Origin of the sequence: Micromonospora sp. MP36, from assembly GCF_008119785.1 — a bacterium.
Classification (GTDB): domain Bacteria; phylum Actinomycetota; class Actinomycetes; order Mycobacteriales; family Micromonosporaceae; genus Micromonospora.
Map to the genome: position 1 here is coordinate 1 of NZ_VSFA01000062.1, position 23,220 is coordinate 23,220.

The window sequence follows — 23,220 nt, forward strand, 5'->3', positions numbered from 1 at the left end:
GGGGCCCGGGCCCCGAAGCCCCCCCCCACCGCCTGCTCGTTCAGGCACGCCGACCAGTTGCTGACGGCGCAGACCTCAGGAGGTGGCATGGCCAGGTACATGATCCGGCGGATGTCGGTCAGTATCCTCGTGCTGTTCGTGATTTCGATCGGGATCTTCACGTTGCTCCGCATGGCCCCGGGCGATCCGGTCGATCTGATGCTCCCGCCTGAGGCGCGCGGGCCTGGCACCGAAGCCCTCCTCGACGCGAAACGCGCGGAGCTGGGCCTGGACAAGCCGCTGCCGATCCAGTACGGCATCTGGCTGCGTGATGCTTTCCAGGGCGACCTTGGTTACTCCATCAGCACCGGCCGGCCGGTTGCCGAGCTGATCGGCGAGCGGATCGGTCCGACCGTCTACCTGATGTCACTCAGCCTGCTGCTCGCGTTGCTGATCTCGATCCCGCTGGGCCTGCTCTCCGCGGTACGCAAAGGGAAACCCGTGGACTACGCCGCCAGTGCCGTCACCCTCGGCGCCATCTGTACGCCATCGTTCTTCGTGGCGATCCTGTGCATCTACGTGTTCGCGCTCAAGCTCCGGGTGCTTCCGTCCGCCGGCATGTCCAACCCGGGAAATCCCAGCATCGGCGATTCCCTGCTGCACCTGATCATGCCGATGACGATCCTCGCCTTCGCCAGCTCCGGGGCATTGACCCGCTACGTCCGCAGCAGCGTCATCGGTGAGTTGCGTACCGACTACGTGCGTACCGCGGAAGCCAAGGGTGCGGGACGGTCCCGTGTGCTGACCCGCCACGTGCTGCGCAACGCATTGATCCCGCTGATCACCGTGGTTGCCCTGAACCTGCCGTATCTGCTGGCGGGTGCGGTCGTGATCGAGACCGTGTTCGCCTGGCCCGGGATGGGACAGTTGACGGTGAACGCCGTCGGCAAGCGGGACTATCCGATCATCATCGCGTTCGCGATGATGGTGGCGATCCTGACGTTGCTGTCGAACTTGATCGCCGATCTGCTGTACACCGTCGTCGACCCGAGGGTGAGGCTGCGATGACCGCCAGGGAGATCTTGCCGCCTGCGGAACCACCGGCGGAACGGCCGAACCCGCCGGCCCTCGCCGAGCAGCAGCAGGCGGAGACCATGCTGGCGCTGCGGTCACCCGCGCGGACGGCACTGCGCCGTTTCGCGCGCCACCGGATTGCGCTGGTTGGGCTGGTCGTCCTCGTGCTGGCCGTGCTGGCGGCGGTGTTCGCCGGGGTGTTGTCTGGTCACGACCCGAACCGGATCAACCTGTCCGGGGTGCGTCAGCCGCCCAGTGCCGAGCACTGGCTGGGCACCGATGACTCTGGCCGCGACGTGTTCTCCCGGTTGCTGCACGCCGGACGGGTCTCGCTCGCGGTCGGCTTCTCGGCGGCTGTCGTCGCGTGCCTCATCGGCACCTTGCTCGGCGCGCTGGCCGGCGTGCTGGGCGGCTGGGTTGACAGCGTGATCATGCGGATGGCCGACATTTTCCTGTCGCTGCCCGTGCTGATCGTGCTGATCGTGATCGCGGGCATCCTCGGCCCGAGCGCGGTCTCGATGGTGGTGTTGTTCGGGGTCTTCGCGTGGCCGACGTCCGGCCGGATAGTCCGCGGGATCACGCTGTCAATACGGGAACTGGAGTTCTTCCAGGCGTCCCGGGCGTTCGGCGCTCGTACCGGCTGGCTGATGAGACATCACGTACTGCCGGCCGTACTCGGTGCGGTGGTCGTGGTCGCAACGCTCGAGGTGGCGCAGGCCATCCTGCTCGAAGCGGCGCTGTCGTTCCTCGGGCTCGGCATCCAACCCCCGCAGGCGAGCTGGGGCAACATGCTCAACGACGCGCAGCGGCTCAGCGTGATCAGCCAGATGCCGTGGTTGTGGGTGCCCCCAGGCGTCGCGGTCGCCCTGACCGTGCTCAGCGTGAACTTCGTCGGCGATGGACTGCGCGACGCATTCGACCCGAGAGAGGCCCGCTGATGACCGGCAACGGGAGGCGCGGCGAGTCGCTGCTGTCAGTTGCGGACCTCACCGTCGAGTTCGCCACCGAGGACGGCGTGGTCCATGCGGTCAACGGGGTCAGTTTCGACGTGGCGGCCGGCGAAATCCTGGCGATCGTCGGCGAGTCCGGCTCGGGTAAGAGCGTTACCGCGATGTCGTTGCTGGGTCTCTTGCCGCAGCCACCCGCGCGGGTGTTGTCCGGGCGCGCGATCTTCCGGAGCCGGGACCTGATGGCGATGTCCGGGCGCGAACTGCGGGCGGTACGCGGCAACGACATCGCGATGATCTTCCAGGATCCGATGACCGCGCTGAATCCGCTGCATCGCGTCGGCCGCCAGATCGCCGAGACCATCCTGCTGCACAACCGCTGCCGCGCGGCCGTGGCTCACGCACGTGCCGTGGACCTGCTCCGGCTGGTCGGGGTCTCCCAACCGGAGGTACGGGCTCGCCAGTATCCGCACGAGTTCTCCGGTGGCATGCGGCAGAGAGTGATGATTGCGATGGCGATTGCCAACGATCCGTCCCTGCTGATCGCCGACGAGCCGACGACCGCCCTCGACGTGACCATCCAGGCGCAGGTGCTGTCGCTGCTGCAGGCGGCACAGCGGGAGACCGGCGCGGCCACGATCCTGATCACGCACGACCTCGGCGTGGTGGCGGAGATGGCCGAGCGCGTTCTCGTGATGTACGCCGGCGGGATCGTTGAGCACGCGGACGTCCGCCGGCTGTTCCGCGAGCCACGGCACCCCTACACCGTCGGCCTGCTGCACAGCATCCCGCGGCTGGACGCGGACGTGCAGCAGCTCGATCCCATTCCCGGCGCCCCGCCGAACCTGCTCGCCCAGCCATCCGGATGCCCGTTCGTGCCGCGATGCGCGCTCAGTCGCGGCCGGGAGGTGTGCCTTACGGAACGGCCCGCACTGGTCGATCTGGGGGACGGGCGGGCCAGCGCCTGCCATTTCCACGACGAGTTGGCGAAGGACAAGGGGGCTTTGCATGTCTGACACCCCCGGCGGCGAGATCCTGCGCGTCGTAGAGCTGACCAAACACTTCCCGATCCGGCGGGGACTGCTGCGGCGCCAGCACGCCGCGGTACGGGCCGTCGACGGCGTGTCGTTCGCGCTGTACGCAGGCGAGACTCTCGGCCTCGTCGGCGAGTCGGGCTGCGGCAAGTCGACGACGACGCGGCTCATCCTACGGCTGGTGGAGCCGACGTCCGGCCAGGTGCTGCTGCGGGGTGAGGACGTCACCTCGTGCGGTCCTGCCCGCCTGCGCGACCTGCGTCGCGAGATGCAGATCGTGTTCCAGGACCCGTACGCGTCGCTCAATCCGCGCAAGACGGTGCACGACCTGGTGGCCGAGCCGCTGCGCATTCAGGGCCGCTACCGCGAAGGTGGACGCGACCGGGTGCGGGAGCTGATCGAGATGGTCGGCCTCCGGCCTGAACACGCGAACCGGTACGCCCACGAGTTTTCCGGCGGGCAGCGGCAGCGCATTGGCATCGCCCGGGCGCTCGCGCTGGGGCCGGCCGTACTGCTGCTCGATGAGCCCGTGTCAGCTCTCGATGTGTCGATCAGAGCGCAGGTGGTCAACCAGCTCGAGGCGCTGCAGCGCGAGCTCGGGTTGGCGTATCTGTTCGTGTCGCACGACCTGTCGGTGGTACGGCACGTCTGCGACCGCGTGGCGGTGATGTACCTCGGCAAGATCGTGGAGTTGGCGGCGACCCGGGACCTCTACGCCAGGCCCGCCCACCCATACACGCAGGCGCTGCTGTCAGCCATCCCGATTCCAGATCCGGACCAGCGCGGAAAGCGAGAGCGACTGGTGCTGGCCGGTGACGTGCCGAGCGCTTCCAACCCCCCGAGCGGCTGCCGTTTCCGTACCCGCTGTTGGAAGGCCCAGGACGTCTGCGCGGAGGTGGAGCCACCGCTGGCCGGCGACCAGGGCGACGGACACGTGTACGCGTGCCACTTCCCCGAGCGGGCCGACGTGCTGGCGGGTGAGCGCTTCGCACCGGAGTCGGAGCGAGCCGTGGGGCGGATGAAGCTGCATCCGTCTGGCGACGCCGCCTGACCGGCGGATCGCCATGACGCATGCGGTCGGCCGCAGAGCGGTCCACGACCGACTGGCCCCGGCGGCGCGCTACATTCTTGGCGCCTGACGACCGAGAGCCGGTCCCGCTTTGTCAGGGACCGGCTCCAGGGACTCTGAAGAAGAGTCCGGTGGGTGTCAGGCCTGTGGCAGCACGCACTGCCGCAGGACCCGGGCGGCGGCGAGATCGTCGAGCGCCTGGTTGAGGTCGTTGAGGCCGATCCGGCCGCTGATAAGCCGTTCGACCGGCAGTCGGCCCTGCCGCCACAGCGTCAGGAACCGAGGAACGTCGCGCGCCGGTACCGAGGAACCCATGTAGCTGCCGACGACGCTGCGGCCGCCGGCGACGAGGTCGAGCGGTGATACCGGGACATTGACGCCGGGGGCGGTCAGGCCCACCAGGACGGCCCGGCCACCGGGTGCGGTCGCCGCGATTGCGACATTGACCGCGGCGGCGGCTCCTGCAGCCTCGATAGCGCAGTCGACCTGCAGCCCCTCGGTCTCGTCGGGATGGAGGCCGCGCGTCGCACCCAGGTCTTCGGCGATCCGACGTTTGTCCGGTTGGGGGTCGACGGCGACGATCTCGCGTGCCCCGACCGCCTTCGCCACGAGTACGGCGGCCAGCCCCACACCACCCAGCCCCACCACCGCCACGGCCTCCCCAGGGTTGACCAAGCCAGCATTGACGACGGCACCGCCCCCGGTGAGTACCGCGCAGCCCATCAGGGCAGCCACTTCGGCCGGTACGTCCTCCGGCACCGGGACCACGGACCGCACGTCCACCACGGCGTGGGTCGCAAACGCAGAGACCCCGAGGTGGTGGTTCACCGGATCCCCGCCGGAGCTGAGCCGCCGTCCACCGCGCAGCAGTTCCCCGGCGGCGTTGGCCGCACTGCCCGGGACGCACGGCCGGCGGCCACCGGAGGAACAACCCACGCAGTCATTGCACGCGGGCAGGTACGACAGCACCACCCGCTGCCCGATGGAGATGTCATCGACCCCGTCGCCGAGGCCCACGACGCGTCCCGCGGCTTCGTGGCCGAGGAGCATCGGCACGGGTCGCGGCCGCACGCCGTCGACCACCGAGAGGTCGGAGTGGCAAAGCCCCGCAGCTTCGATCTCCAGTAGCACCTCGCCCGGCCCCGGGGGAGCCAGCTCCAACTCCTCCACGGTCAACGGACCGGACTGCTCGTACGGCTTCGCCGGGCCGATCTGCCGCAACATCGCGCCGCGAATCTTCATAGAATCATATTCCACGATGTCCGGACGGGAGTCGAGCGGTGGACATCCAGTTCTTCCTGGACGCCATCGTCAGCGGGTGGCACCTCCAGCGACGGATGGCTGCTAGCCCGGAAATCGGACCACCGCGATCGCCGAGCCTTGACATGGAATGCCCTTCTGCATTGGATCGGGCCATGAAGGTGATGAGCATCTACGCCCATCCAGCCGACACGATCACCAACTGCGGCGGCACCCTCGCCCGCCACGCCGACCGCGGCGACGAGGTCATCGCGCTGATCCTGACGCACGGCGGTCGGATCCACGCGAACAAGTACGCCGAGGAGTTCCGCAAAGAGAACCCGGACGCGATTGTCACCGGTGCCGGACTTGACGAGATCGTCGCGAACAAGAAGGCAGAACTCCAGCGCGCCGCCGAGGTAATCGGCATCTCAAGGCTCATCACCCTCGATCTCGACGACCACTTCGCCACCGTCAGCGAAGCGACCGTGGACCGGATCGCCGCCGAGGTCGCCGGGGAACGCCCCGATGTCGTCATCTGCGACTACCCGATGAACCCCGCGTGGCACAACCCGCACACCGTGGCCACGATGATGGCCCTCGCCGGGCTCGGTCGGGCTTCCCAGCACCTGCGCAACCTCGACGGCAGCGACCAGTTCTACGTCAAGCAGATCTTCCTCACCACGCTGCCGGTGGCGATCGGCGAGGGGCTGAGCCTGCATGGCCTGCGGAATGACGTGTACGTCGACATCACCGACGTCGTCGGGCGGAAGGTCGAGGCGATGGACCAGTTCGTCAGCCAGGGCTACCACGGGCTGTTCGCGCGCAAACTGATCGAGTCCGCGAACGGGGAGCACGGTCGAGTCGCCGGGGTCAACTTCGCCGAGGCGTTCTACCGGGTCTACAACGAGACTCACGACCATCTGCCCCTGACGGAGGCGGCGCTGCAGGCGGACGTGCTGACCCGGCACCTGACCTACTCCACGATCAACCTGCGAGCACGGTTTCCGGTGCCGGAATGAGAACCATTGCTGACGGGGCGGAGGCGGCCGGCCCCAGTTTCCTGATCCACCAGTTGCTGCGGGTGCCGTCGCGGACTGGTGAGGCACATGGCTAGCGAGTCTTTCGACCTCACCGGTCGGGTGGCTGTGGTGACCGGTGCGGCTCGCGGTATCGGCCGGGTGCTTGCCGCCGGGCTCGCGGCCGTCGGCGCGGACATCGTCGCTGTCGACATCGACGTGCCGGCCCTGCAGGACGTGACGGAGGAGATTCGCGGCCACGGCCGTCAGGTCTGGGTCCGACCCCAGGATCTCTCGCGCCTGGCCGACCTTCCCGAGTTCGTCGACGCCATGTGGGCCGAGATCGGCCGCGTCGACGTACTCGTGAACAACGCCGGCGTTGCGTACATCGAGCGGTTCAACGACATCACCGCCAAATCCTGGCGGCACACCATGTCGGTCAACCTGGATGCGCCGTTCCTGCTGACGCAGCGAATGGCCGAGCACATGATCGCCGGAGGCATACGGGGCCGAGCGGCTACAGCGGGCGCAGCGGCTGCATGCGGACTTCCTCGCGGAGCAGGCGGCCGTGCATCGCCTGTGGACCTGGCGGCTCGGCGATGTGGTCATCGTCGGCCATCCCGGCGAGGCCTTCTCGGCGTTTCAGACCCAGCTGCGCCGGCGCCTGCCCCGCGCGGCCGTCTTCACGCTGAACCTTGTCAACGGCCCCGGCTGGGTCTACCTGCCGCCGGAGCACCTCTACGAGCACGACGCGTACCAGGTCTGCCAGACCACGCTCGCGGCCGGCACCCTCGAACGCCTCACCGACCACGCCGTGGCTCGTGCGCTTTCGCTGCAGGAGGATCAATGAGTCAGCACGTTGCACGGGCGATCGCCTTCACCGGGCCCACCGCATACGCCACCAGGTTCGTCTACCCGCCGACGCTGACCTGGGACGGCAAGCGGACCGGGGCCGCGAGGTACGAGGTGCTGATCGCCAACGGAGCCGGCGTCGTACGCCGCGAGCCGACCGATCAGCCCCGGGTCGACCTGACGCAGATGTGGGAGCAGCTGCCATACGGTCCGCTGGACGTCATGGTGCTCGGGCTCGGACCGGACGGAACCGAGACCTGCCTGGCCGGGCACCGGCGGTTCGCCAAGGCGCCGGGCTTCGACGGCGTAGCGCAGGCCCCACTGGACTGGGCGGATGCGGTGCGCCGCAACATGGCGTACCTGCTGGCGCCAGCGCGCGACGAGGTCAGGCCCTACGAGCGCGGGCTGCCAAGGTGCGCCTGGTCATCCTTCGAAGACAGCATCACCGGCCAGCGGTCGCACGTCTCGTTCCCGGCACTGCACGCTCCGTCGTACATCATGGGCTTCCTGCGGTTCGCAGACGCCTTCCCCGACGATCGGCTGGCCGCCGAGGCCCGCCACCAAGCCGATCGATACGGGGAGTGGCTGTTGACGCACCGGCACCCGGCAGACTGGACCTGCGCCCTCTTTCCGTACTCGACCCTCGAGCACGGTCAGGTCGGTGGCGTCGTCGAGGGCACCGCCATCACCCTGGTCCGGGCCGCACGGGTGGGCGAGGCGATGATGGAACTGAACCGTGCCACCGGCGAGCCGCGGTATCTGGACTACGCCTGGCACCTCGCACGCAGGCTACGGGACCTGCAGCGCCCCGACGGGTCCTGGCCCTACCGGGTGCAGCCGCGCACCGGCGAGGTCGTGGAGGAGTACACGTCCAACGCGATCGCCCCGGTGCGGCTGTTCGAGCTCCTCGAAGAGATCGAGCTGGACGCGTCGCTCACCGCGGCCCGTGAGCGGGCGGTCGAGTGGATCCTGGCCGGGCCGGTACGCGACGGCCTGTGGCAGGGCATGTACGAGGATGTATCGGAGCGGTTGCCGTACGAGAACCTCCAGCACTGGGACACCAACGACACGATCACCTATCTGCTGCGTCGCCGACCGGACCTGCTAGCGGTGACGAAGGAGCTGAACCGCTACATCGAGGACCAGTTCGTGGTCTGGCAGCCGCGCGACCCGGTGGTCGACGTGCGGTGCCCGACCCCGGCCGTCCTTGAGCAGTACGTCTGCTACAAGCCGATCGAGGCGCACGCCGGCAGGTGGCTGGTGACACTGACGGCGTTGCATGAGGCGACCGGCGAGGGTGGCTACCTGGACAAGGCCGTCGCGACCGCCAACGCGATCGTTCGCACCCAGCAGCCGGGCGGGGCGTTCTCGACGTGGGGATTCGATGAGCGGTTCGGCCGGCCACTCCTCACGCTGGACTGGCCCGGGTGCAACGCGGAGGCGGTCATCGGCCTGCTGCGGATGATCGACCAAAAGGCGACGACAGGAGCGGCCACGTGAAGGTGCTTCACGACAGATCCATCGTGCGCGCCGAGGCCGGCACGTACGCGTGGGAATGGTCCGTCGAGGACGACCGGTTCCACTTGCATGACGGACGTGGTCGGCGGATCGTGTCCGGCCCGGCGCAACCGGTCGTCGTTACCAGCGACGGGCCACGCGTGCCAGGCTCGGCCCGCGTGCCAACGTTGGACGGCAACCGGCTGACCATCGAGTACCCGCAGGCCGGCACCACCGTCGTATGGCGATTCGACGACGCGGGGCTGTGGCTGGAGCCGGTCGGCTACGCCGGGTGCGACGGCGAGGACGTGCTCGCCGTGCACTACTTCGCCACGGTCGAGGACGGCCGGCCACGTCCGGCGCTGCGCTTCGACTACCTGATCCAGCCGGGACTCAGCGGCAGCTCCGCACTCGGACCGGTACTGCCCACCGACAGCCGCATCGACGTGGATTGCTGGCTGGGGCACGGTGCGACCGCCGACCGCGACCGCATCGCCCAACAGTGGGCGTTGCCCTCGCACTACTTCGCCGGCCTGAGCATCCAGGGCCACCCGAACGCCCGAGGCGGGCTCACCGAGCACCGCTCCGACGCCTTCTGCTGTGGCCTGGCCGATTTGCCCGCGGCGGACGTGCGCTTGTGCCTCTCCCGGGGGCTGGTCGGGCCCGTCGTCGACGTGCGCAGCGACCTGTGGGGACAGGCCCGTGGAGCGGGGCCGCATCTGCTCGGCCCGACCTGGCACTGGTCGGTCGGCGCCGACTATCGGCAGGCCATCCGCGGCTACTACCGGGGCCTGGTCGAGGCCGGCCGGATCGCGCCGAAGCGGAACTCGGCGGCGAAGAACTCCGTTGCCGCCCTGCCGCAGTACAACACCTGGGGTGCACAACTGGTAATGGAGCAGCACTCCGACCGCTTCGATCAACCGGCGCTGGAGGCGATCTACGACAGGCTGCGCAATTCCGGGATGCGCTCGGCGTGCTTCGTCATCGACGACAAGTGGGAGCGCGAGTACGGCCATCTGGAGCACTGCGAGCAGCGCTTCCCACGATTCGACGAGTTCCTCGCCAGGCTGCGCGCGGACGGGCTCGCTCTTGGCCTGTGGGCGGCGTTCCTGCGTTGCGAGCAACCGGAATCGTTGGGCCTGGACACCAGCCACATGCTCCACGGGCCGGACGGACGGCCAATCGTCCTGGGCCAGGCGGCCCGGCCCTACTATCTGTTCGACGTCTCGCGGCCGCAGGTGCGGGCGGTGCTCGCCGAACGCGTCCGACGGTTCATCCGCCGCTACCGGCCGGACCTCGTGAAGTTCGATTTCGGGTACGAATTGCCCTCGCTGTCGCGTGGAGCGCCCGCCGACCCGTCCTGGGCGGGCGAACGGCTGCTGCGGCTGAGCCTCGACGTCATCGTTGGCACGATGCGCGCGGAGCACCCCGACATCGTGGTCATGTACTATTCACTGTCCCCCCTGTTCGTCGACCACTTCGACCTGCACAGTACGGACGACCTGTGGAGATGTGCCGGGGAATACCACCTGGAGGTCAACAGGCGGCTCTTCTTCAGCAGCCTGCTGGGCGAGATCGGTGTGCCGAGCTACGGCTCCGGTGGCTATGACTGGGTCGCGATGGGCGAGATCTGGTTCGACTCGATTGCCTCCGGATCGCTCGGGTCCCTGGGCAGCTTCGTGGGGGACCAGCGCGACAGCGACCCGGACCCTGGTGACATCGCTCGGCACAACGGGCTGGCCGCGATCTCCCGCGCCGGCAATACCTTCTCGGTGACCCCGCTGCGGCCCACCTGGCTCGGCGGCTCCAGCGGCGCTCGTTCGTCGTCCTGGCTGCGGTGTGAGAACAACGTCCCGATGCTGGTCGCGCTGCGCACACACCACCTCGACGGCGGTCGTGGCCCGGCCTCCTATGCCGACGTGGTTCACACCGACGTGCAGGTGGTGGTGGCGTCGCGCACCGACGATGGCATCGGGTCCAGCCGGCGGCTGGGCGTCGTGCCGTTCGGCGACGGCCAGGTGACGATCCGGCACGACGGTCCCGCCCGCGCGGCGGCGGTCACCGTGCACCGCCTGGGCGGCGCTGTGGTGCGTCAGCGGTGCGCGGTCGACGGCGGGTGGCTGCGCCTGCCGCTGTCGGAGCGGCTCGAAGGCGCCCCGGTCGAGTGGCTGGACGTCGAGTTCGTCGACTGACTGTTAACCGCATGGTGCGGTCGGGCGGCTCGGATGACAGTTCCATTCATCGGACCCGCTTGACATGAAACGTTCTACATTGAATGGCGTAAAAGTAGCGACGGTGGGAGACTCCTATGCCACAGTGCGTGAAGTTGGCCCTGACCGTTGTAGCGGCCCTGGTCGCTGGTTCTGCGTTGGCTGTCCCAGCCAACGCATCCGCACTCGCCCGGGTCGGCCGGAGCGAGGTCCGCGACTTCGACGCCGAGGCACTCAATGCGCCACCGGATGGCACCACTGTCAGGGGCAGCGTCCTGGTAGCGGAGGCGCCCTTCGGTAGCTTCCACAACCGCGCCGTCCACATGACGGACACCTCGACCACCACCCAGAGCCGAGTGATCTTTCCCAGCAACCCGGCCGCGGCAAAGCACTTCGAGTTCGACGTCTCGCTGCACCAGGTCGTTCAGCCCGTGTTCATCGCTGTGCACGGCACCGGGGCACGAACGGACCTGGGCGCCTGGCGCTTCATGATCGCCCCGGTATACGGACGCACCCCCAACGCCCAGGTCAGTACCTACTCCGGAACGTCCTGGCAGCGCCTTGCCATCATTCCCGATCTCACCCAGCGCGACCATGTCACGCACATGCGCATCGATGCCACACCGAACGAGGCCGTCCTCTCGGTCGGCGACTTCGTCTTCAGGACGACGGTGTCGGCATCCAGGGCCTCGGACATCACCGACATCGAGCTCGCATCGAGCGGTGCCTCCCCTACGGGAAGCGACGTATTCCTGGACAACCTGGCGACCCTCGATATTCCGACCGACGATCCCACGCTGACGCCAGGTGTGACACCGACCGGCGTTCTCACGTCGATCACCCAGGGCCTGGGCACCGACTTCCAGAAGGTCGCGACCTTCGCCGATGAGGGCGCGAGCGCACCGGACTTCGGGGCCAAGGTCCACGTGGGCGACCGGTGGGTCAACGGCCTGGTACAGGGCAGCGCCGGAGCGTTCACCGTGTCGGCTCTGCTCACCGAGCCGCACATCGGACTCCAACCGGTCTCGGTGACGCTCACCGATCGCCGCACCGGAGTGCGGCGCAGCACGCAGATGCGCACCCAGTCATATTCGCGAATTCCGACTACCGTGGTGGCACAGGAGCCGGCCAGCGCGGCCGAGCCACGGTTCCCGGACGCGCTGCGGCTCGCCGATGGCCGGCTGCTGGTGGTTTACCACTACGCCGACGGGCACACGCAGGCCAATGGAGTGATCCGCGCCGTCGCGTCCGACGACAACGGGCAGACCTGGTCTCAGCCGTACACCGTTGTCCAGAACGCTTACGACAATCGCGACCCGAAGATCACGCAGCTGCGTGACGGCACCGTCCTGCTCACCATGTTCCGCACCGACTGGTCGACGAGCAGTGCGGGCGTGAACCTGGGAACCTTGGTCTTCCGCTCCACCGACGGTGGGCGCACCTTCCCGGACTCGACGAAGATCGACAGCGTGCAGCCCGGAGCCTGGGCACATGCACCGGCGGTCGAGCTGCCCAACGGCGATGTCATCCAGCCGCTCTATGGTTGGGGAGCCCGGATCGCGCGCAGCACCGATGGCGGACGCTCCTTCCAGGCCGCCAACGAAGTGATGGTCGTCGCGGACACGAGTGCATTCTCTTACGGCGAGCCGAACGTGACTCTTCTGCCCACCGGGGAACTCGTGATGCTGATCCGCACGAACGACCGGGCTTTCGGCGCAGACGTGGGTTCAGTGATCACCCGTTCCTTCGACGGGGGCCACACCTGGACCGCACTGGAAGCAAGCGGCATTCCCACGTCCTCGCACCACCAGATGATCACCAGGGACGGATCGGTGCTCCTCACCTTTGGCAACCCCGAGCAGGCCGGGCGCCCGACCTATGCTGCGTTGATCAAGCATCCGTCGGGATCGTGGAGCCACTATCCGCAAGTGCCGCTCTACAACTCCGGCTGGGATGACCAGGCGAATCCGAGCAGCGTGGAGCTGCCGGACGGATCGTTCCTGAGCTTCGGGTTCGATGTTGGGAGCCGGACCGTCGTGAGCTGGCCGACCAACCCGGACACCTACCGCCCGACACCTGCCGTCGGCAATTAGCGAGATTGGCTCGGCCACGGCATCCGGTTCAACCACCGGCCATGTCGGGCCGGGCAGGTCGCCTCACAGGTTGTTGCCGTCGAACCAGTGATCCTGCCACCGCCAGTCGATGGGCTGGTCCGCTCGCTGGTACCGGATGTCGGTCGACAGTCGCATCCGCCCCTGCGGGTCGATGTTGTCCAGCGCGGCGTGAATGATGTGCGCTGAGTGCACCATCATGTCGCCGGCCGCGTAATCGGCGACGAGCCACCGGGCGTCGTAGCTTTCCGCCAAACCCGGCGGTCGGCGGTGATGGACGCGGCCTGACGCCGGAGGGTCCCGGCCTGCTCCTCCGCAAGCACGCGGTGGTGGCTGCCTCGAGATAGACCAGCCCACCGAGGTGGGGCGGGCAGTCGCCGAGCGGGATCCACGAGCTGAGTACCCGGTCGGTGCCGTCGTGTAGGTAGACCAGGTCGTAGTGGGCGGCGGTCGCCGTGCCCGGCCCGTTCTCGCCGGGCCGGGTAGGCCTGATGATCTTACGCCGGTGCAGGAACGGGGCGCCCCCGAGGAACCACGCGTACCAGTCGCGGATCGCCGGTTGGAGGCAGAAGCGGGCGTACACCGGGCCAGGCACAATCTCTTCAAACAGCAGCCTCCGCAGCTGGGCTGCGCGACACGTCCCCATCGCCGGCAATGCCGAGCGCCGGGTCGCTGCCGGCGCGGAGCAGGCCGGTCGGCGCCAGCGTCGAGAAGTAGTAGCGCCGGACGCGACCGACTCCTCGCGGTCCAAGGCCCGCGGCAAGAAGAGGTACCCGTCCCGGCGCAGCCGCGCCCACAGCCGGTCGCGGTCGCCGCGCTCGGCACCCGGCACGGGTATCAGCTCTCCGAGCCGCCGGGGCGACTCGTCGAGCACGTATCCGTTGGAGGTCAGTATGGCGACAGCCTCGCGTCCCGCCTGTGGCCGGCAAGACTCGACGTCAGCAGATGCCCTCGGAGCGCATGCCCTTGAGCACGTCCCGTGCCGCGGTCAGCGTACGGTCGATGTCGTCCTCGGTGTGCGCGCCAGAGATGTGGTTGCGCTTGAGGCTGATGGGCAGCATCAGGAAGCCGGCGTCGGTCATCCGGCGGTGGAAGGTGAGGTACGCATCGTCGTCGTTTCGCATCAGATCGCGGTAGCCGCGGATCGGCGGCTGGAGGAAATACAGTGCGAAGACGCCACCGAAACCGGCAACCGTTGCCGTGATGCCGAGCTCATCGACGATGCCTCGCAGGCCCGTGCGCATCTGCTCGCCCAGCCTGTGCGTGCGCTCGTAGAAGCCAGGGTGGTCGCGCAGGTAGTTGATGGTGGCGATGGCAGCCGCAGCGCAGATCGGGTGCCCGTTGTACGTCCCGGCGAGCAGCACGTCGCCGCCGGCGGAGCTGAACCGCTGCATCAGCTCGCGGCTTCCCGCGAGCCCGCCGATCGGGTAGCCGTTTGCCATCGCCTTGCCGAACGTGGTGAGGTCCGGCCGCACCCCGCACACCTGCTGGTAGCCGCCGAGCGCGTGGCGGAAACCGGTGATGACCTCGTCGAAGATGAGCAGTGCCCCGTCGGCCTCGGTCAGTTTGCGCAGGCCGGTCATGAACTCGTCGGTGGGCACGAGCGCGCCCACGTTGTGTGGGATCGGTTCGAGGATGACCGCCGCGATCTGCCCCGGGTAGGCAGCGAACAGCTCGCGGACCGAGTCGATGTCGTTGAACTCGGCGATCAGCGTGGCCGCGAGGACCTCGTCGAGAATGCCGGCGGACAACGGGTCCAAGCCGTATGCGCGGTCGGGCGGGGAGATGACGTTGCGCGCGACCGAGTCGTGCCAGCCGTGGAAGCCTCCCTGGAACTTGACGACGAGCCGACGTCCGGTGACGCTGCGGGCCAACCGGATGGCCTGAGAGGCGGCCTCGCTGCCACTGGTCGCGGCGATCATCTGCTCGGCGCCGGGGATGACCTCGGCGACCAGTTTGGCCAGTGCGATCTCGGCCTCCAAAACGCCAACGCCGATCAGGTCGACGCCGGTCAGCGCGGCGCGCACCGCGTCGTTGACGACCGGTGCGTTGTGCCCTAGGAGGATGGCCCCGAAGGCAGCGTGGTAGTCGAGGTAGCGGGTGCCGTCGGCGTCGGTAACGTAGGCCCCGTCGGCGCTCACAAAGGAGTAAGGCGCACCGATGTAGCGGGTCGCCGAGTTGACTCCGCCGGGAATGACGGCCTCGGCGGCGCGCTGGAGGGTGAGACCGGTTGATGTGCTGCCCGTTCGCGTGGATTGCATGCCCAGTCTCCCAGAAATGGAACGATATTTTGAATTCGGACGCTAGGCCGCAGCGCGTTTCATGTCAACGCATCCGCGAGGCTCTTGACAGTGCCGAACTCCGTCTCCAACATTGAGCGGCATGGAACAAAGTTCCACGCTCGGCGTGATTGTGGTGGGGACCGGCTTCGTCGCCGACAGTCATCTGGCCGCGCTGCGTTCCCGTGCGGACGCGCACCTCGTCGGTGTGGTGGACGTCGCGCCGGAGCGGGCCGCCGCGACCGCACGAGCGCAGGGAGGCGTGCGCTGGAGCACCGACCTCGCCGAGGCGCTGTCCTGGCCGGGCGTGGCCGCTGCGATCGTGTGTACCCCGAATGACACCCACAGCGCACTCGCCCGCCAAATCGCAGGGGCCGGATGTCACCTTCTCATCGAGAAACCCCTGGCGACCTCGGTGGCCGATGCACGCGCCGCCGCCGACGCGTTCGCCACGGCCGGCCGGGTGCTCGCGGTCGCGCACACCCATCGCTGCTACGACTACGCACGTGCCGTACGCCGCGCAATCACCTCCGGAGAGGTCGGACGTCCGAGACTCGTCCGCCTCTCCGTACTCGGCGGTTGGATCTGGCCGGACTGGCGCGGCTGGATGCTCGACGGGCGCCGCAGCGGCGGCCACGCCCTACACAACGGCGTTCACCTGCTCGATGTGGTGACGTGGTGGATCGGGTGTCCCCCGGTAAGCGTCTTCGCCCGGGGCCACAAGCAGACCTCGTCAGAGCTCGACATCTATGACCACCTGGAGATGGTGGTGCGCTTTGAGGGAGGGGCCGTGGCAGTCTGCGAAATGAGCCGTGGCCACCGCCCGGCGACGCTGGCCATGCGAGACGTGTTCGTTCAAGGCACGGCGGGGCTGCTGACCCTGCCGTGGGACGCCGACGCGAGCCTCCTGATCGACGAGCGGGGTCCGGGCCTGTTGCCGACAGTGGCGAGCGACGGGTTCGCCCGGCAGCTCGACGCCTGGCTGGCAGCCCTGCACGGCACCGCGCCGCCAGTGGACGGACACGATGGCGTCCTCGCCGTCGCACTCGGCGTGGCGGCCGAGCGGTCGATCGTGGCCGGCGCACCAGTGTCCGTGGCGGACGTGCTCGCCACCGAGCCACGTGAGGTGCCGGCATGAGCGCCCCGCTCGGTGTCCTGCTAGCCGGCTTCGCGGGCCTCGGGCCAGCGCAGGACCACCAGGCCGAGATGTACCTGCCGGCGTTCGCCGACCACCCGGGCTTCACCATCGTCGCCGTGACCGACGCCGACGGCACCACCGACGCCCTGCGCGAGCGATCCCGATCCGCCGCCGTCCGGCTCGGCGTGCCGTACGACGACGAACTTTCCAAGGCGCTGGCCCGTCCCGAGGTCGACGTGGTCAGTGTCTGCGTCCCGTTGACCGACCGCATGGCAACCACGACGGCTGCGCTCGCGACCGGCCGGCATGTGCTCGTCGACAAGCCGATGACGCTGTCGGCGCAGGAGTGCGACGCAATCGCCGCCGTCGCGGCGGACACCGGCTCCGTATGCCTGCCCGCGCACCATTGGCGCTTCCACCCCGCGATACGGTCGGCGGCCGCAGCGGTCGCGGCGGGCCGGGTCGGGCTACCGTGGAACGTGCAGGCCGACTTCCTGGTCGCCGGCGGGCCACCGAGTCCGCTCGGGGAGCTGGCGAACTTCGCGGTCTACCCGCTCGACGTGATCCGCGTGCTGACCGGGCTGCCCGTGACGCAGGTCTTCACCTACGGCGAGGTGGACGATGTTGCCGTTCTCAGCCTGTCCCACGAACGGGGCATGACCAGCACGGTGACGGTAGGTCGCGGACCGGCCCTCGACGGCGGACCGGGGGTCGCGTTGCACCGCTACCGGATCAGCGGCTCGCACGGCCTGCTCGCCGTGGACACCGCCAGACCCGCATACACCCTGCGCACAGCCACCGGGCGCCGCAACGGGTGGGTCGGTTCGGACACGGTGACCGCGCTCGTGGACGAGCTGCACTCCGCTATCCGTTCTGGTCGTCAGGGCACGGTTGCTCCCACTGACGCTCGCGCGGCGGCCGCCGTTGTCGAGGCCGCGCGCCTCTCCGCTGAATTCGGTAGGCCGGTATCCCTCAAGGAGGCAGACGGATGAGACTGGTCAGCTACCGCCGCGACGGCGCCCTGCGGCACGGGTATCTGGTCAACGAGGCGAGTGTCGGTGAACTCGGCGACGGCGATCTGACCGCGCTGGTCGCGGAGCAGGGCGGATTCGCCAGCTGGCGGCCGCCCTCGACGCCGGCCTACCCCCTGGCAGACGTGGTCCTCACGGCGCCGTTGCTGCGCCCTGGCAAGCTGCTCGGCGTCGCCGCGAACTACCAGGACCACGTGACAGAGGGGGGCGGGCCGCCCCTGGACAAGCGGAATCTCGTCCCGCGCCTGTTCCTCATGCCACCCACCGCCATCGTCGGGCCAGGCGATCCGATCGAGATGCCGGCGGTCAGCCGCGAGGTTGACTGGGAGGCCGAGCTGGCAGTGGTAATCGGGCAGACGGCCAAGGATCTCGAGCCAGCGCGGGCACTCGACGTGGTGGCCGGCTACAGCGTCGCCAACGACGTTTCCGCACGGTCCATGGACTACGGCTTTCCGCGCGACACCGGCGACAAGGCTGTGTGGTTCTTCGACTGGCTTGCCGGCAAGTGGCTCGACGGCTTCGCGCCGATCGGACCGTACCTGGTCACGCCGGACGAGGTGAGCGACCCGCAGGACCTGGGGATCGAACTGCGGGTCAACGGGGTCATCCGACAGGAGGCGTCCACGAAGCAGATGATCTTCAGCGTCGCTGAACTCGTCGCGTTCGCCTCCCGCCTGATGACTCTCGAGCCTGGGGACGTGCTGCTGACCGGCACGCCGTCCGGGGTCGGTGCGGCCACCGGACACTACCTAGCTGAGGGAGACGAGATGACCATCTCGATCGACGGCCTCGGCGAACTCACCAACCGTGTTGTCTCACCGGGTGCCCTGGGCGGGAGCCGATGACCCCGCATGCCGACCAGCGGCTCGCCGCGGCCCCGCTCACACCCGAGCCCGTCAGGGCGGCATCCCTCGCGGCGGTACGCCGTGACGGATCGACGCTGGTCGCATCCGGGCAGGTTGCCGTACGCGACGGTGCGCTGCTCGCGACAGGTCGTGTGGGCGCGGATGTGGATCTGTCCACCGCGCAGGCGTGTGCCTGGCAGTGCACCCGCAACGTGCTCGAAGCAGTGCGCGAGGAACTCGGCACACTCGACGAGGTCGAGCAGATCACAAAGCTAACGGTGTACGTCGCCAGCGCATCGGACTTCACCGAGCAGCACCTCGTCGCGCACGCCGCGTCCTCGCTCGTGCTCGACGTCCTCGGGCCCGACCGCGGCGCCCACGCCCGGGTCGCCATCGGGGTGGCCGCCTTGCCCCTCGGTAGCCCCGTCGAGGTCGAGGCGATCCTTCGGGCACGTCGATGACCACTCTGACTACCGCAGATCTCGTGCTTGCCGGTGGCCGGGTGGTGGACGGGACGGGTGGGCCGGAGAGAGTCGCGGATGTGGCGGTCGCCGATGGCCGGATCGTGGCGGTGGACGCGCTGGCGGACGTGTCCGCTGCCCGTGTCGTAGATGCGGCCGGGTTGGTGGTGTGTCCGGGGTTCGTGGACGTGCACACCCATTCCGACCTGACCCTGTTGTCCAGTCCGGCCGCGCACAGCGCGGTGCGGCAAGGCGTGACCACGCAGGTGATCGGCAACTGTGGCCTGGGCACGGTGCCGGTCCCGCCGGACACCGACGCGGCCGCCTTGCGCGCTGCGGTGGGTTTCCTGGACCGCGATCCGGCGGTGGAGTGGCGCTGGCGGAGCCTGCTCGAGTATCTGGAGACGCTACGGGCGGCGCAGCCGGCGGTCAACGTTATGACCCTGGTGGGGCATGTGCCGCTGCGGGCAGCGACGGTCGGGTTCGCGCGGCGGGCGGCCACCGCGGCCGAGCGGGACCGGATGTGCGGGCTCCTTGCTGACGGGCTGGCGGCGGGCGCGGCCGGGTTGTCCACGGGCATGGTGTATCCGCCAGCGAGCTACGCCGACGAAGCGGAGCTGGTGGCGCTGGGCCGGGTCGTCGCTGAGCACGACGGGGTCTTCGCGTGGCATGTGCGCGACTACGCCGACGGGCTGCTGGACTCGGTGGCGCAGGCGTTGCGGGTGGGCGAGCAGGCTGGGTGCCGTACCCAGATCTCGCATCTGGTGGTGGTGGGGCGGCGAAACTGGGGTGCGGCCCGAGCGGCGCTGGATCTGGTCGGCGCGGCCTGTGAGCGGGGTCTGGACGTCGGTGTGGACGTGTACCCGTACCTGGCTGGCAGCACCAGCCTGTTTCAGTTGATGCCGGGTTGGGCGCAGGAGGGCGGCGCGGGAGCGCTGCTGCGCCGGCTGGGCGACCCCGCGGTACGGGAGCGCATCCGCGACGAACTGGTCGGCCATCCGGTCGGCTGGGACGAGATCCGCGTCAGCCGGCTCCCCGCCGACGATCCGCAGGTCGTGGGTGCCACCGTCGCCGACCTCGCCGCCGCGCGTGGGCAATCGGGCGCCGATGTGGTGATGGACCTCCTGCTGGCCTACGACGCGGCGGTGGACATGGTCGCCGGTGGGCGGTGTGAGGACGACCTGCGTGAGGTGTTGGCCCATCCGTTGACGGTGGTCGGTTCGGACGGCTTCGCGCTGGACCCGCACGGGCCTACCGGGTCCGGGATGCCCCATCCCCGCTCCTATGGCACCTTCCCGCGGCTGCTTGCCGACTACACCGGTGAGGGCGGGCTGCCGCTGCCTGCGGCGGTGGCCAAGTGCACGGGCCAGGCCGCTCGGCGTCTCGGGCTCACCGAACGTGGAGTCGTCGCGCCCGGATACGCCGCCGACCTCGTCGTGTTCGACCCGGCCGTGCTCCGGGACCGGGCGACGTTCGACGCGCCGCAGAACTACCCCGACGGTGTGCGGTTGGTGGTAGTGAACGGTGAGGTGGTCGTCGAGGATGACCACACCGGGGCCCGGCCCGGCGCAGTGCTGATACACCGCGACCGGCAAGAGATCGGAGAACAGGGATGCCGCGTACCAAGGTGAGACCACGCCAGGCGGTAGACGACGACCGCCCCGCCTCGGCCAACTACCACACACACGCCCTGGCCCGGGGCCTCTCGCTACTGGAAATGCTCGCGGCCGGGCCGCAACCACTCACGCTGATCGACTTCCACGAAAGGACCGGGCTGCCGAAAAGCACCCTGGTGAGATTGCTGTCAGTGCTCGGTGAGATGCAGTTCGTCGTACGCGTCGACGAGCGGCCCGCATTCCGGCTCGGCCACAAGGTGCTATCGCTGTCCACCGCGTACGTATCAGCGCTGGACCTGTCGGTCGTGGCCGGGCCGCACCTGCGCGAACTCGCCCGAGCCAGCGGCCAGACTGCCAACCTCGGACTTCTCGACGGAGACCAGGTGCTCCACGTCTGCGTGGAGGAGCCCGATCGCCCGATCCGCTTCACCGTCCAGACCGGAACGCGCGACTCCACTCACTGCACCGCGCTGGGCAAGATGCTGCTCGCCGGGCTCGACCCGGAACAGGTCACCGCTCACGTGCCGGCCGAGCCGATGCCCCGCCGCACCGACCGCACGATCACCTCGCTCGCCGAGCTTCGGCGCGAACTGCGGCGCACCGCCGAACGCGGCCACGCCTTCGATGACAACGAGGGCAGCGTGGGCCTGCGATGCCTCGCCGTGCCAGTACACGTTGACGGCGAGCAGATCGCGGCGATCAGCGTCTCCGGCCCCTCCGGCGAAGTCCAGCGCGACCGGCACCGTACCTACCTAGACCAGCTGCACGCGACCGCCTCGGCTATGGCCGCCGACGGCGACGTAGTTGCAGCGTTGGGCATGGTCTACCGATCGCTCATGCCCCCGAAGGGAGGGCTGGGTTCCGCATGATCGACGTACATACCCACTGCCTGCTCAGCGGGCACTGGGGCTGCGAATGGGATGAACACTGGCGGCCCGTCTACGGCAAGGCGTACCCGGACGTCACCCCCGAGGAGTACGACCGCGCGATGAAGCCCGTGCGAGCAGCGTTCGTGTTCGGCCTACGGGCGACCGCTGCAGGGGTGGCAACGCCGAACGATTTCGTTGAGCGATTCTGCGCCGAGACAAAGACCGAGACCGTCGGTTTCATGTCCCTCGACCCGACCGATCCTGACGTGCTCGAACAGATGGCCGACGGCGTGTCCCGAGGCCTGCGGGGAATCAAGCTCTACCCGGTGCTCGCGCTGTTCGACCCGCGCGACGAGCGGTACGACTCATTCTACGTAGCGGCGCGCGAAAACGGACTGGTCCTGCTGTGGCACATGGGTGCCACACCGAGCCCAGCCGGAGACCTGTCGGTGAGCAACCCACTCGTCGTCGACGAGGTCGCCCGTCGCCACCCCGACCTCGTTCAGATCATCGCCCACCTCGGACATCCATGGCAGCGCGAAACCATCGTCACGCTGCGCAAGAACCGGCATGTCTTCTCCGACGTGTCAGCGTCCTGGGCACGTCCGTTCGACGGTTTTGCCGCGCTCGTACGGGCACAGGAGTGGGGGGTCGTTGACAAGTTACTATTCGGCTCGGACTTCCCGATGTGGACACCAGAAGAGGCGATTTCCGGCTTGCGGTCCCTGGGTGCGATGCGGCCGGCGGGCATGCCCCACATCCGGCCTGAGACCATCGAGTGCCTGCTCGACTCCGACCCGCGCGACGCACTAGGTCTGCGATGAGGCACCCGATTGCTCTGCCCGTGCCATTGGGGGCGTTGCCGACGCCGGCACTGCTTGTCGACCGCGACCGCCTGGCGGCCAACATCTCGGCCATGGCCCTAGCGGCGAGGCAGGCGGGCGTGGGCCTGCGGCCGCATTTCAAGACCTCCAAATGTCTGGCCATCGCGCAGGCCCAGACGGCCGCTGGCGCTCTCGGTTTCACCGCGGCCACTGCGGCTGAGGTGGCAGCGCTGCGGGACGCGGGTGTGTCCGACGTGCTGTGGGCGCACCAGCCAGTGGGACCGGCGAAGGTGGCGTTCGCCGTGTCGATCGCCACGCGCGGCGGGGTGACGTTCGCGCTCGACTCGGTCGAGGTGGCTCGGCCACTATCGGCCGCCGCAGCCGACGCCGGGGTCCGGGTGCCGTACCTGATCGAGGTGGACAGCGGCCTGGGGCGCAGCGGAGTAGCGCCGCAGCACGTGCCGGCGCTGGCCGGCGAGTTGGCGGCGCTGCCCAACCTGCTGCTACGCGGTGTCTTCACGCACGAGGGGCATCTGTCTCGCCACATCGGCGACAGGTCCGGACTGGAGAAAGCTGGACGGGGTGTGGGCGAGGCGATGACTTCCGTCGCTGAGGCGTTGCACGCCGCTGGCTTCCCCTGCGATGTGGTGTCGGTGGGATCCACCCCGGGGGCCACCTCGGTCCCGTACGTGCCCGGCGTGACCGAGGCCCGGCCGGGCACGTACGTGTTCTTCGACGCCAACCAAGTCGCGCTGAGGAGCGCCACCCTCGAGCAATGCGCACTGAACGTCCTGGCGCGGGTGATCACCGTACGGGCCGACGGTACGGCCATCATCGATGCGGGTACCAAGGCGCTCAGCTCGGACCCGTCGATGGCCGGCAACGGCTTTGGTCTGGCCGGCGATGGATTGACTGTCGCTGCCGCGAACGAGGAGCACGGCTTCGTGTCAGGCCCGGGCACCGCTGGCCTTCGAGTCGGTGATCTGCTGCGCGTCGTGCCCAACCACGCCTGCGGCACGGTCAACATGTGGTCCGGGATGTACGTCGTCGACGGGGAAAACGCCGTGGAGTACTGGGAGACTGTGGCCCGGCACTGAGAATAATGGACCGCCGTCATCGGCTGTGC

The 23,220-nt window shown here is 68.9% G+C and carries 20 protein-coding genes and 1 pseudogene; 18 read left to right on the plus strand and 3 right to left on the minus strand.

From position 1 onward, the window contains the following. Window positions 1–87: 87 nt before the first annotated feature. The 4 genes from FXF52_RS28530 to FXF52_RS28545 all read left to right on the plus strand — a co-directional run bounded on the left by FXF52_RS28530 (window position 88) and on the right by FXF52_RS28545 (window position 4,085). A complete protein-coding gene (locus tag FXF52_RS28530) occupies window positions 88–1,047 on the plus strand; it encodes an ABC transporter permease (RefSeq protein WP_148801430.1) in 960 nt (319 codons plus the stop codon). A gap of 86 nt (window positions 1,048–1,133) precedes the next feature. After that, window positions 1,134–1,991, plus strand: a complete 858-nt coding sequence (gene opp4C, locus FXF52_RS28535; protein WP_148801431.1) for an oligopeptide ABC transporter permease — start codon at window positions 1,134–1,136, stop codon at window positions 1,989–1,991. Beyond that, on the plus strand, window positions 1,991–3,016 hold the full coding sequence (locus tag FXF52_RS28540) for an ABC transporter ATP-binding protein (protein WP_148801432.1): 1,026 nt from the start codon (window positions 1,991–1,993) through the stop codon (window positions 3,014–3,016). Before opp4C ends, FXF52_RS28540 begins: the two co-directional genes overlap by 1 nt. Continuing rightward, window positions 3,009–4,085: an ABC transporter ATP-binding protein gene (locus tag FXF52_RS28545; RefSeq protein WP_148801433.1), complete on the plus strand. Its 1,077-nt coding sequence runs from the start codon at window positions 3,009–3,011 to the stop codon at window positions 4,083–4,085. The genes FXF52_RS28540 and FXF52_RS28545 overlap by 8 nt, the downstream gene beginning before the upstream one ends. 156 nt (window positions 4,086–4,241) lie before the next feature. On the opposite strand, the gene FXF52_RS28550 is transcribed toward FXF52_RS28545, so the two are convergent. Next, a complete protein-coding gene (locus FXF52_RS28550) occupies window positions 4,242–5,345 on the minus strand; it encodes a zinc-binding dehydrogenase (RefSeq protein WP_148801434.1) in 1,104 nt (367 codons plus the stop codon). A gap of 173 nt (window positions 5,346–5,518) precedes the next feature. Between FXF52_RS28550 and FXF52_RS28555 the strand changes: the two genes are divergently transcribed. The 6 genes and pseudogenes from FXF52_RS28555 (at window position 5,519) to FXF52_RS28570 (ending at window position 13,013) form a co-directional block, all read left to right on the plus strand. Further along, complete coding sequence (locus FXF52_RS28555; protein WP_187413757.1) at window positions 5,519–6,364, plus strand: PIG-L deacetylase family protein; 846 nt, start codon at window positions 5,519–5,521, stop codon at window positions 6,362–6,364. An 87-nt stretch (window positions 6,365–6,451) separates the two neighbouring features. Next, window positions 6,452–6,862 (plus strand): annotated as a pseudogene (locus tag FXF52_RS44185) (SDR family NAD(P)-dependent oxidoreductase); the annotation flags it as partial. Between the two features lie 67 nt (window positions 6,863–6,929). Then, window positions 6,930–7,211, plus strand: a complete 282-nt coding sequence (locus tag FXF52_RS43335) for a hypothetical protein (RefSeq protein ID WP_255472430.1) — start codon at window positions 6,930–6,932, stop codon at window positions 7,209–7,211. Continuing rightward, the gene (locus FXF52_RS28560) at window positions 7,208–8,713 is read left to right on the plus strand and encodes a hypothetical protein (RefSeq protein ID WP_255472431.1); all 1,506 of its coding nucleotides are present in this window, start codon (window positions 7,208–7,210) and stop codon (window positions 8,711–8,713) included. The genes FXF52_RS43335 and FXF52_RS28560 overlap by 4 nt, the downstream gene beginning before the upstream one ends. A gap of 176 nt (window positions 8,714–8,889) precedes the next feature. Further along, the gene (locus FXF52_RS28565; RefSeq protein ID WP_148801437.1) at window positions 8,890–10,902 is read left to right on the plus strand and encodes a hypothetical protein; all 2,013 of its coding nucleotides are present in this window, start codon (window positions 8,890–8,892) and stop codon (window positions 10,900–10,902) included. A 128-nt stretch (window positions 10,903–11,030) separates the two neighbouring features. Continuing rightward, window positions 11,031–13,013 carry a sialidase family protein gene (locus tag FXF52_RS28570; RefSeq protein WP_187413758.1) on the plus strand — a complete coding sequence of 661 codons (1,983 nt, stop codon included), beginning with the start codon at window positions 11,031–11,033 and terminating at the stop codon, window positions 13,011–13,013. Between the two features lie 63 nt (window positions 13,014–13,076). Here the strand turns inward: FXF52_RS28570 and FXF52_RS42560 are convergent, their stop codons facing one another. Then, window positions 13,077–13,286: a hypothetical protein gene (locus FXF52_RS42560; protein ID WP_222870727.1), complete on the minus strand. Its 210-nt coding sequence runs from the start codon at window positions 13,284–13,286 to the stop codon at window positions 13,077–13,079. A gap of 683 nt (window positions 13,287–13,969) precedes the next feature. Next, a complete protein-coding gene (locus FXF52_RS28580; protein ID WP_148801439.1) occupies window positions 13,970–15,292 on the minus strand; it encodes an aspartate aminotransferase family protein in 1,323 nt (440 codons plus the stop codon). A 121-nt stretch (window positions 15,293–15,413) separates the two neighbouring features. On the opposite strand from FXF52_RS28580, the gene FXF52_RS28585 reads away from it, so the two are divergent. From FXF52_RS28585 to FXF52_RS28620, 8 genes are read left to right on the plus strand one after another with little or no spacing between them, the layout of a single operon-like run. Next, window positions 15,414–16,448 carry a Gfo/Idh/MocA family protein gene (locus FXF52_RS28585; RefSeq protein WP_148801440.1) on the plus strand — a complete coding sequence of 345 codons (1,035 nt, stop codon included), beginning with the start codon at window positions 15,414–15,416 and terminating at the stop codon, window positions 16,446–16,448. Then, window positions 16,445–17,440, plus strand: coding sequence for a Gfo/Idh/MocA family protein (locus FXF52_RS28590; protein WP_148801441.1), 996 nt, complete (start codon window positions 16,445–16,447; stop codon window positions 17,438–17,440). The genes FXF52_RS28585 and FXF52_RS28590 overlap by 4 nt, the downstream gene beginning before the upstream one ends. Then, window positions 17,437–18,324 (plus strand): fumarylacetoacetate hydrolase family protein, encoded by an 888-nt coding sequence (locus FXF52_RS28595; protein WP_148801442.1) that lies wholly within the window; start codon window positions 17,437–17,439, stop codon window positions 18,322–18,324. Before FXF52_RS28590 ends, FXF52_RS28595 begins: the two co-directional genes overlap by 4 nt. After that, on the plus strand, window positions 18,321–18,785 hold the full coding sequence (locus FXF52_RS28600) for a RidA family protein (protein ID WP_148801443.1): 465 nt from the start codon (window positions 18,321–18,323) through the stop codon (window positions 18,783–18,785). The genes FXF52_RS28595 and FXF52_RS28600 overlap by 4 nt, the downstream gene beginning before the upstream one ends. Beyond that, window positions 18,782–20,416 carry an amidohydrolase family protein gene (locus tag FXF52_RS28605; RefSeq protein ID WP_148801444.1) on the plus strand — a complete coding sequence of 545 codons (1,635 nt, stop codon included), beginning with the start codon at window positions 18,782–18,784 and terminating at the stop codon, window positions 20,414–20,416. Before FXF52_RS28600 ends, FXF52_RS28605 begins: the two co-directional genes overlap by 4 nt. After that, window positions 20,398–21,270: an IclR family transcriptional regulator gene (locus FXF52_RS28610; protein ID WP_148801445.1), complete on the plus strand. Its 873-nt coding sequence runs from the start codon at window positions 20,398–20,400 to the stop codon at window positions 21,268–21,270. Before FXF52_RS28605 ends, FXF52_RS28610 begins: the two co-directional genes overlap by 19 nt. Then, window positions 21,267–22,094 (plus strand): amidohydrolase family protein, encoded by an 828-nt coding sequence (locus tag FXF52_RS28615; RefSeq protein ID WP_148801446.1) that lies wholly within the window; start codon window positions 21,267–21,269, stop codon window positions 22,092–22,094. The genes FXF52_RS28610 and FXF52_RS28615 overlap by 4 nt, the downstream gene beginning before the upstream one ends. Continuing rightward, window positions 22,049–23,191 (plus strand): alanine racemase, encoded by a 1,143-nt coding sequence (locus tag FXF52_RS28620; protein WP_148801447.1) that lies wholly within the window; start codon window positions 22,049–22,051, stop codon window positions 23,189–23,191. Before FXF52_RS28615 ends, FXF52_RS28620 begins: the two co-directional genes overlap by 46 nt. Window positions 23,192–23,220 lie beyond the last annotated feature (29 nt).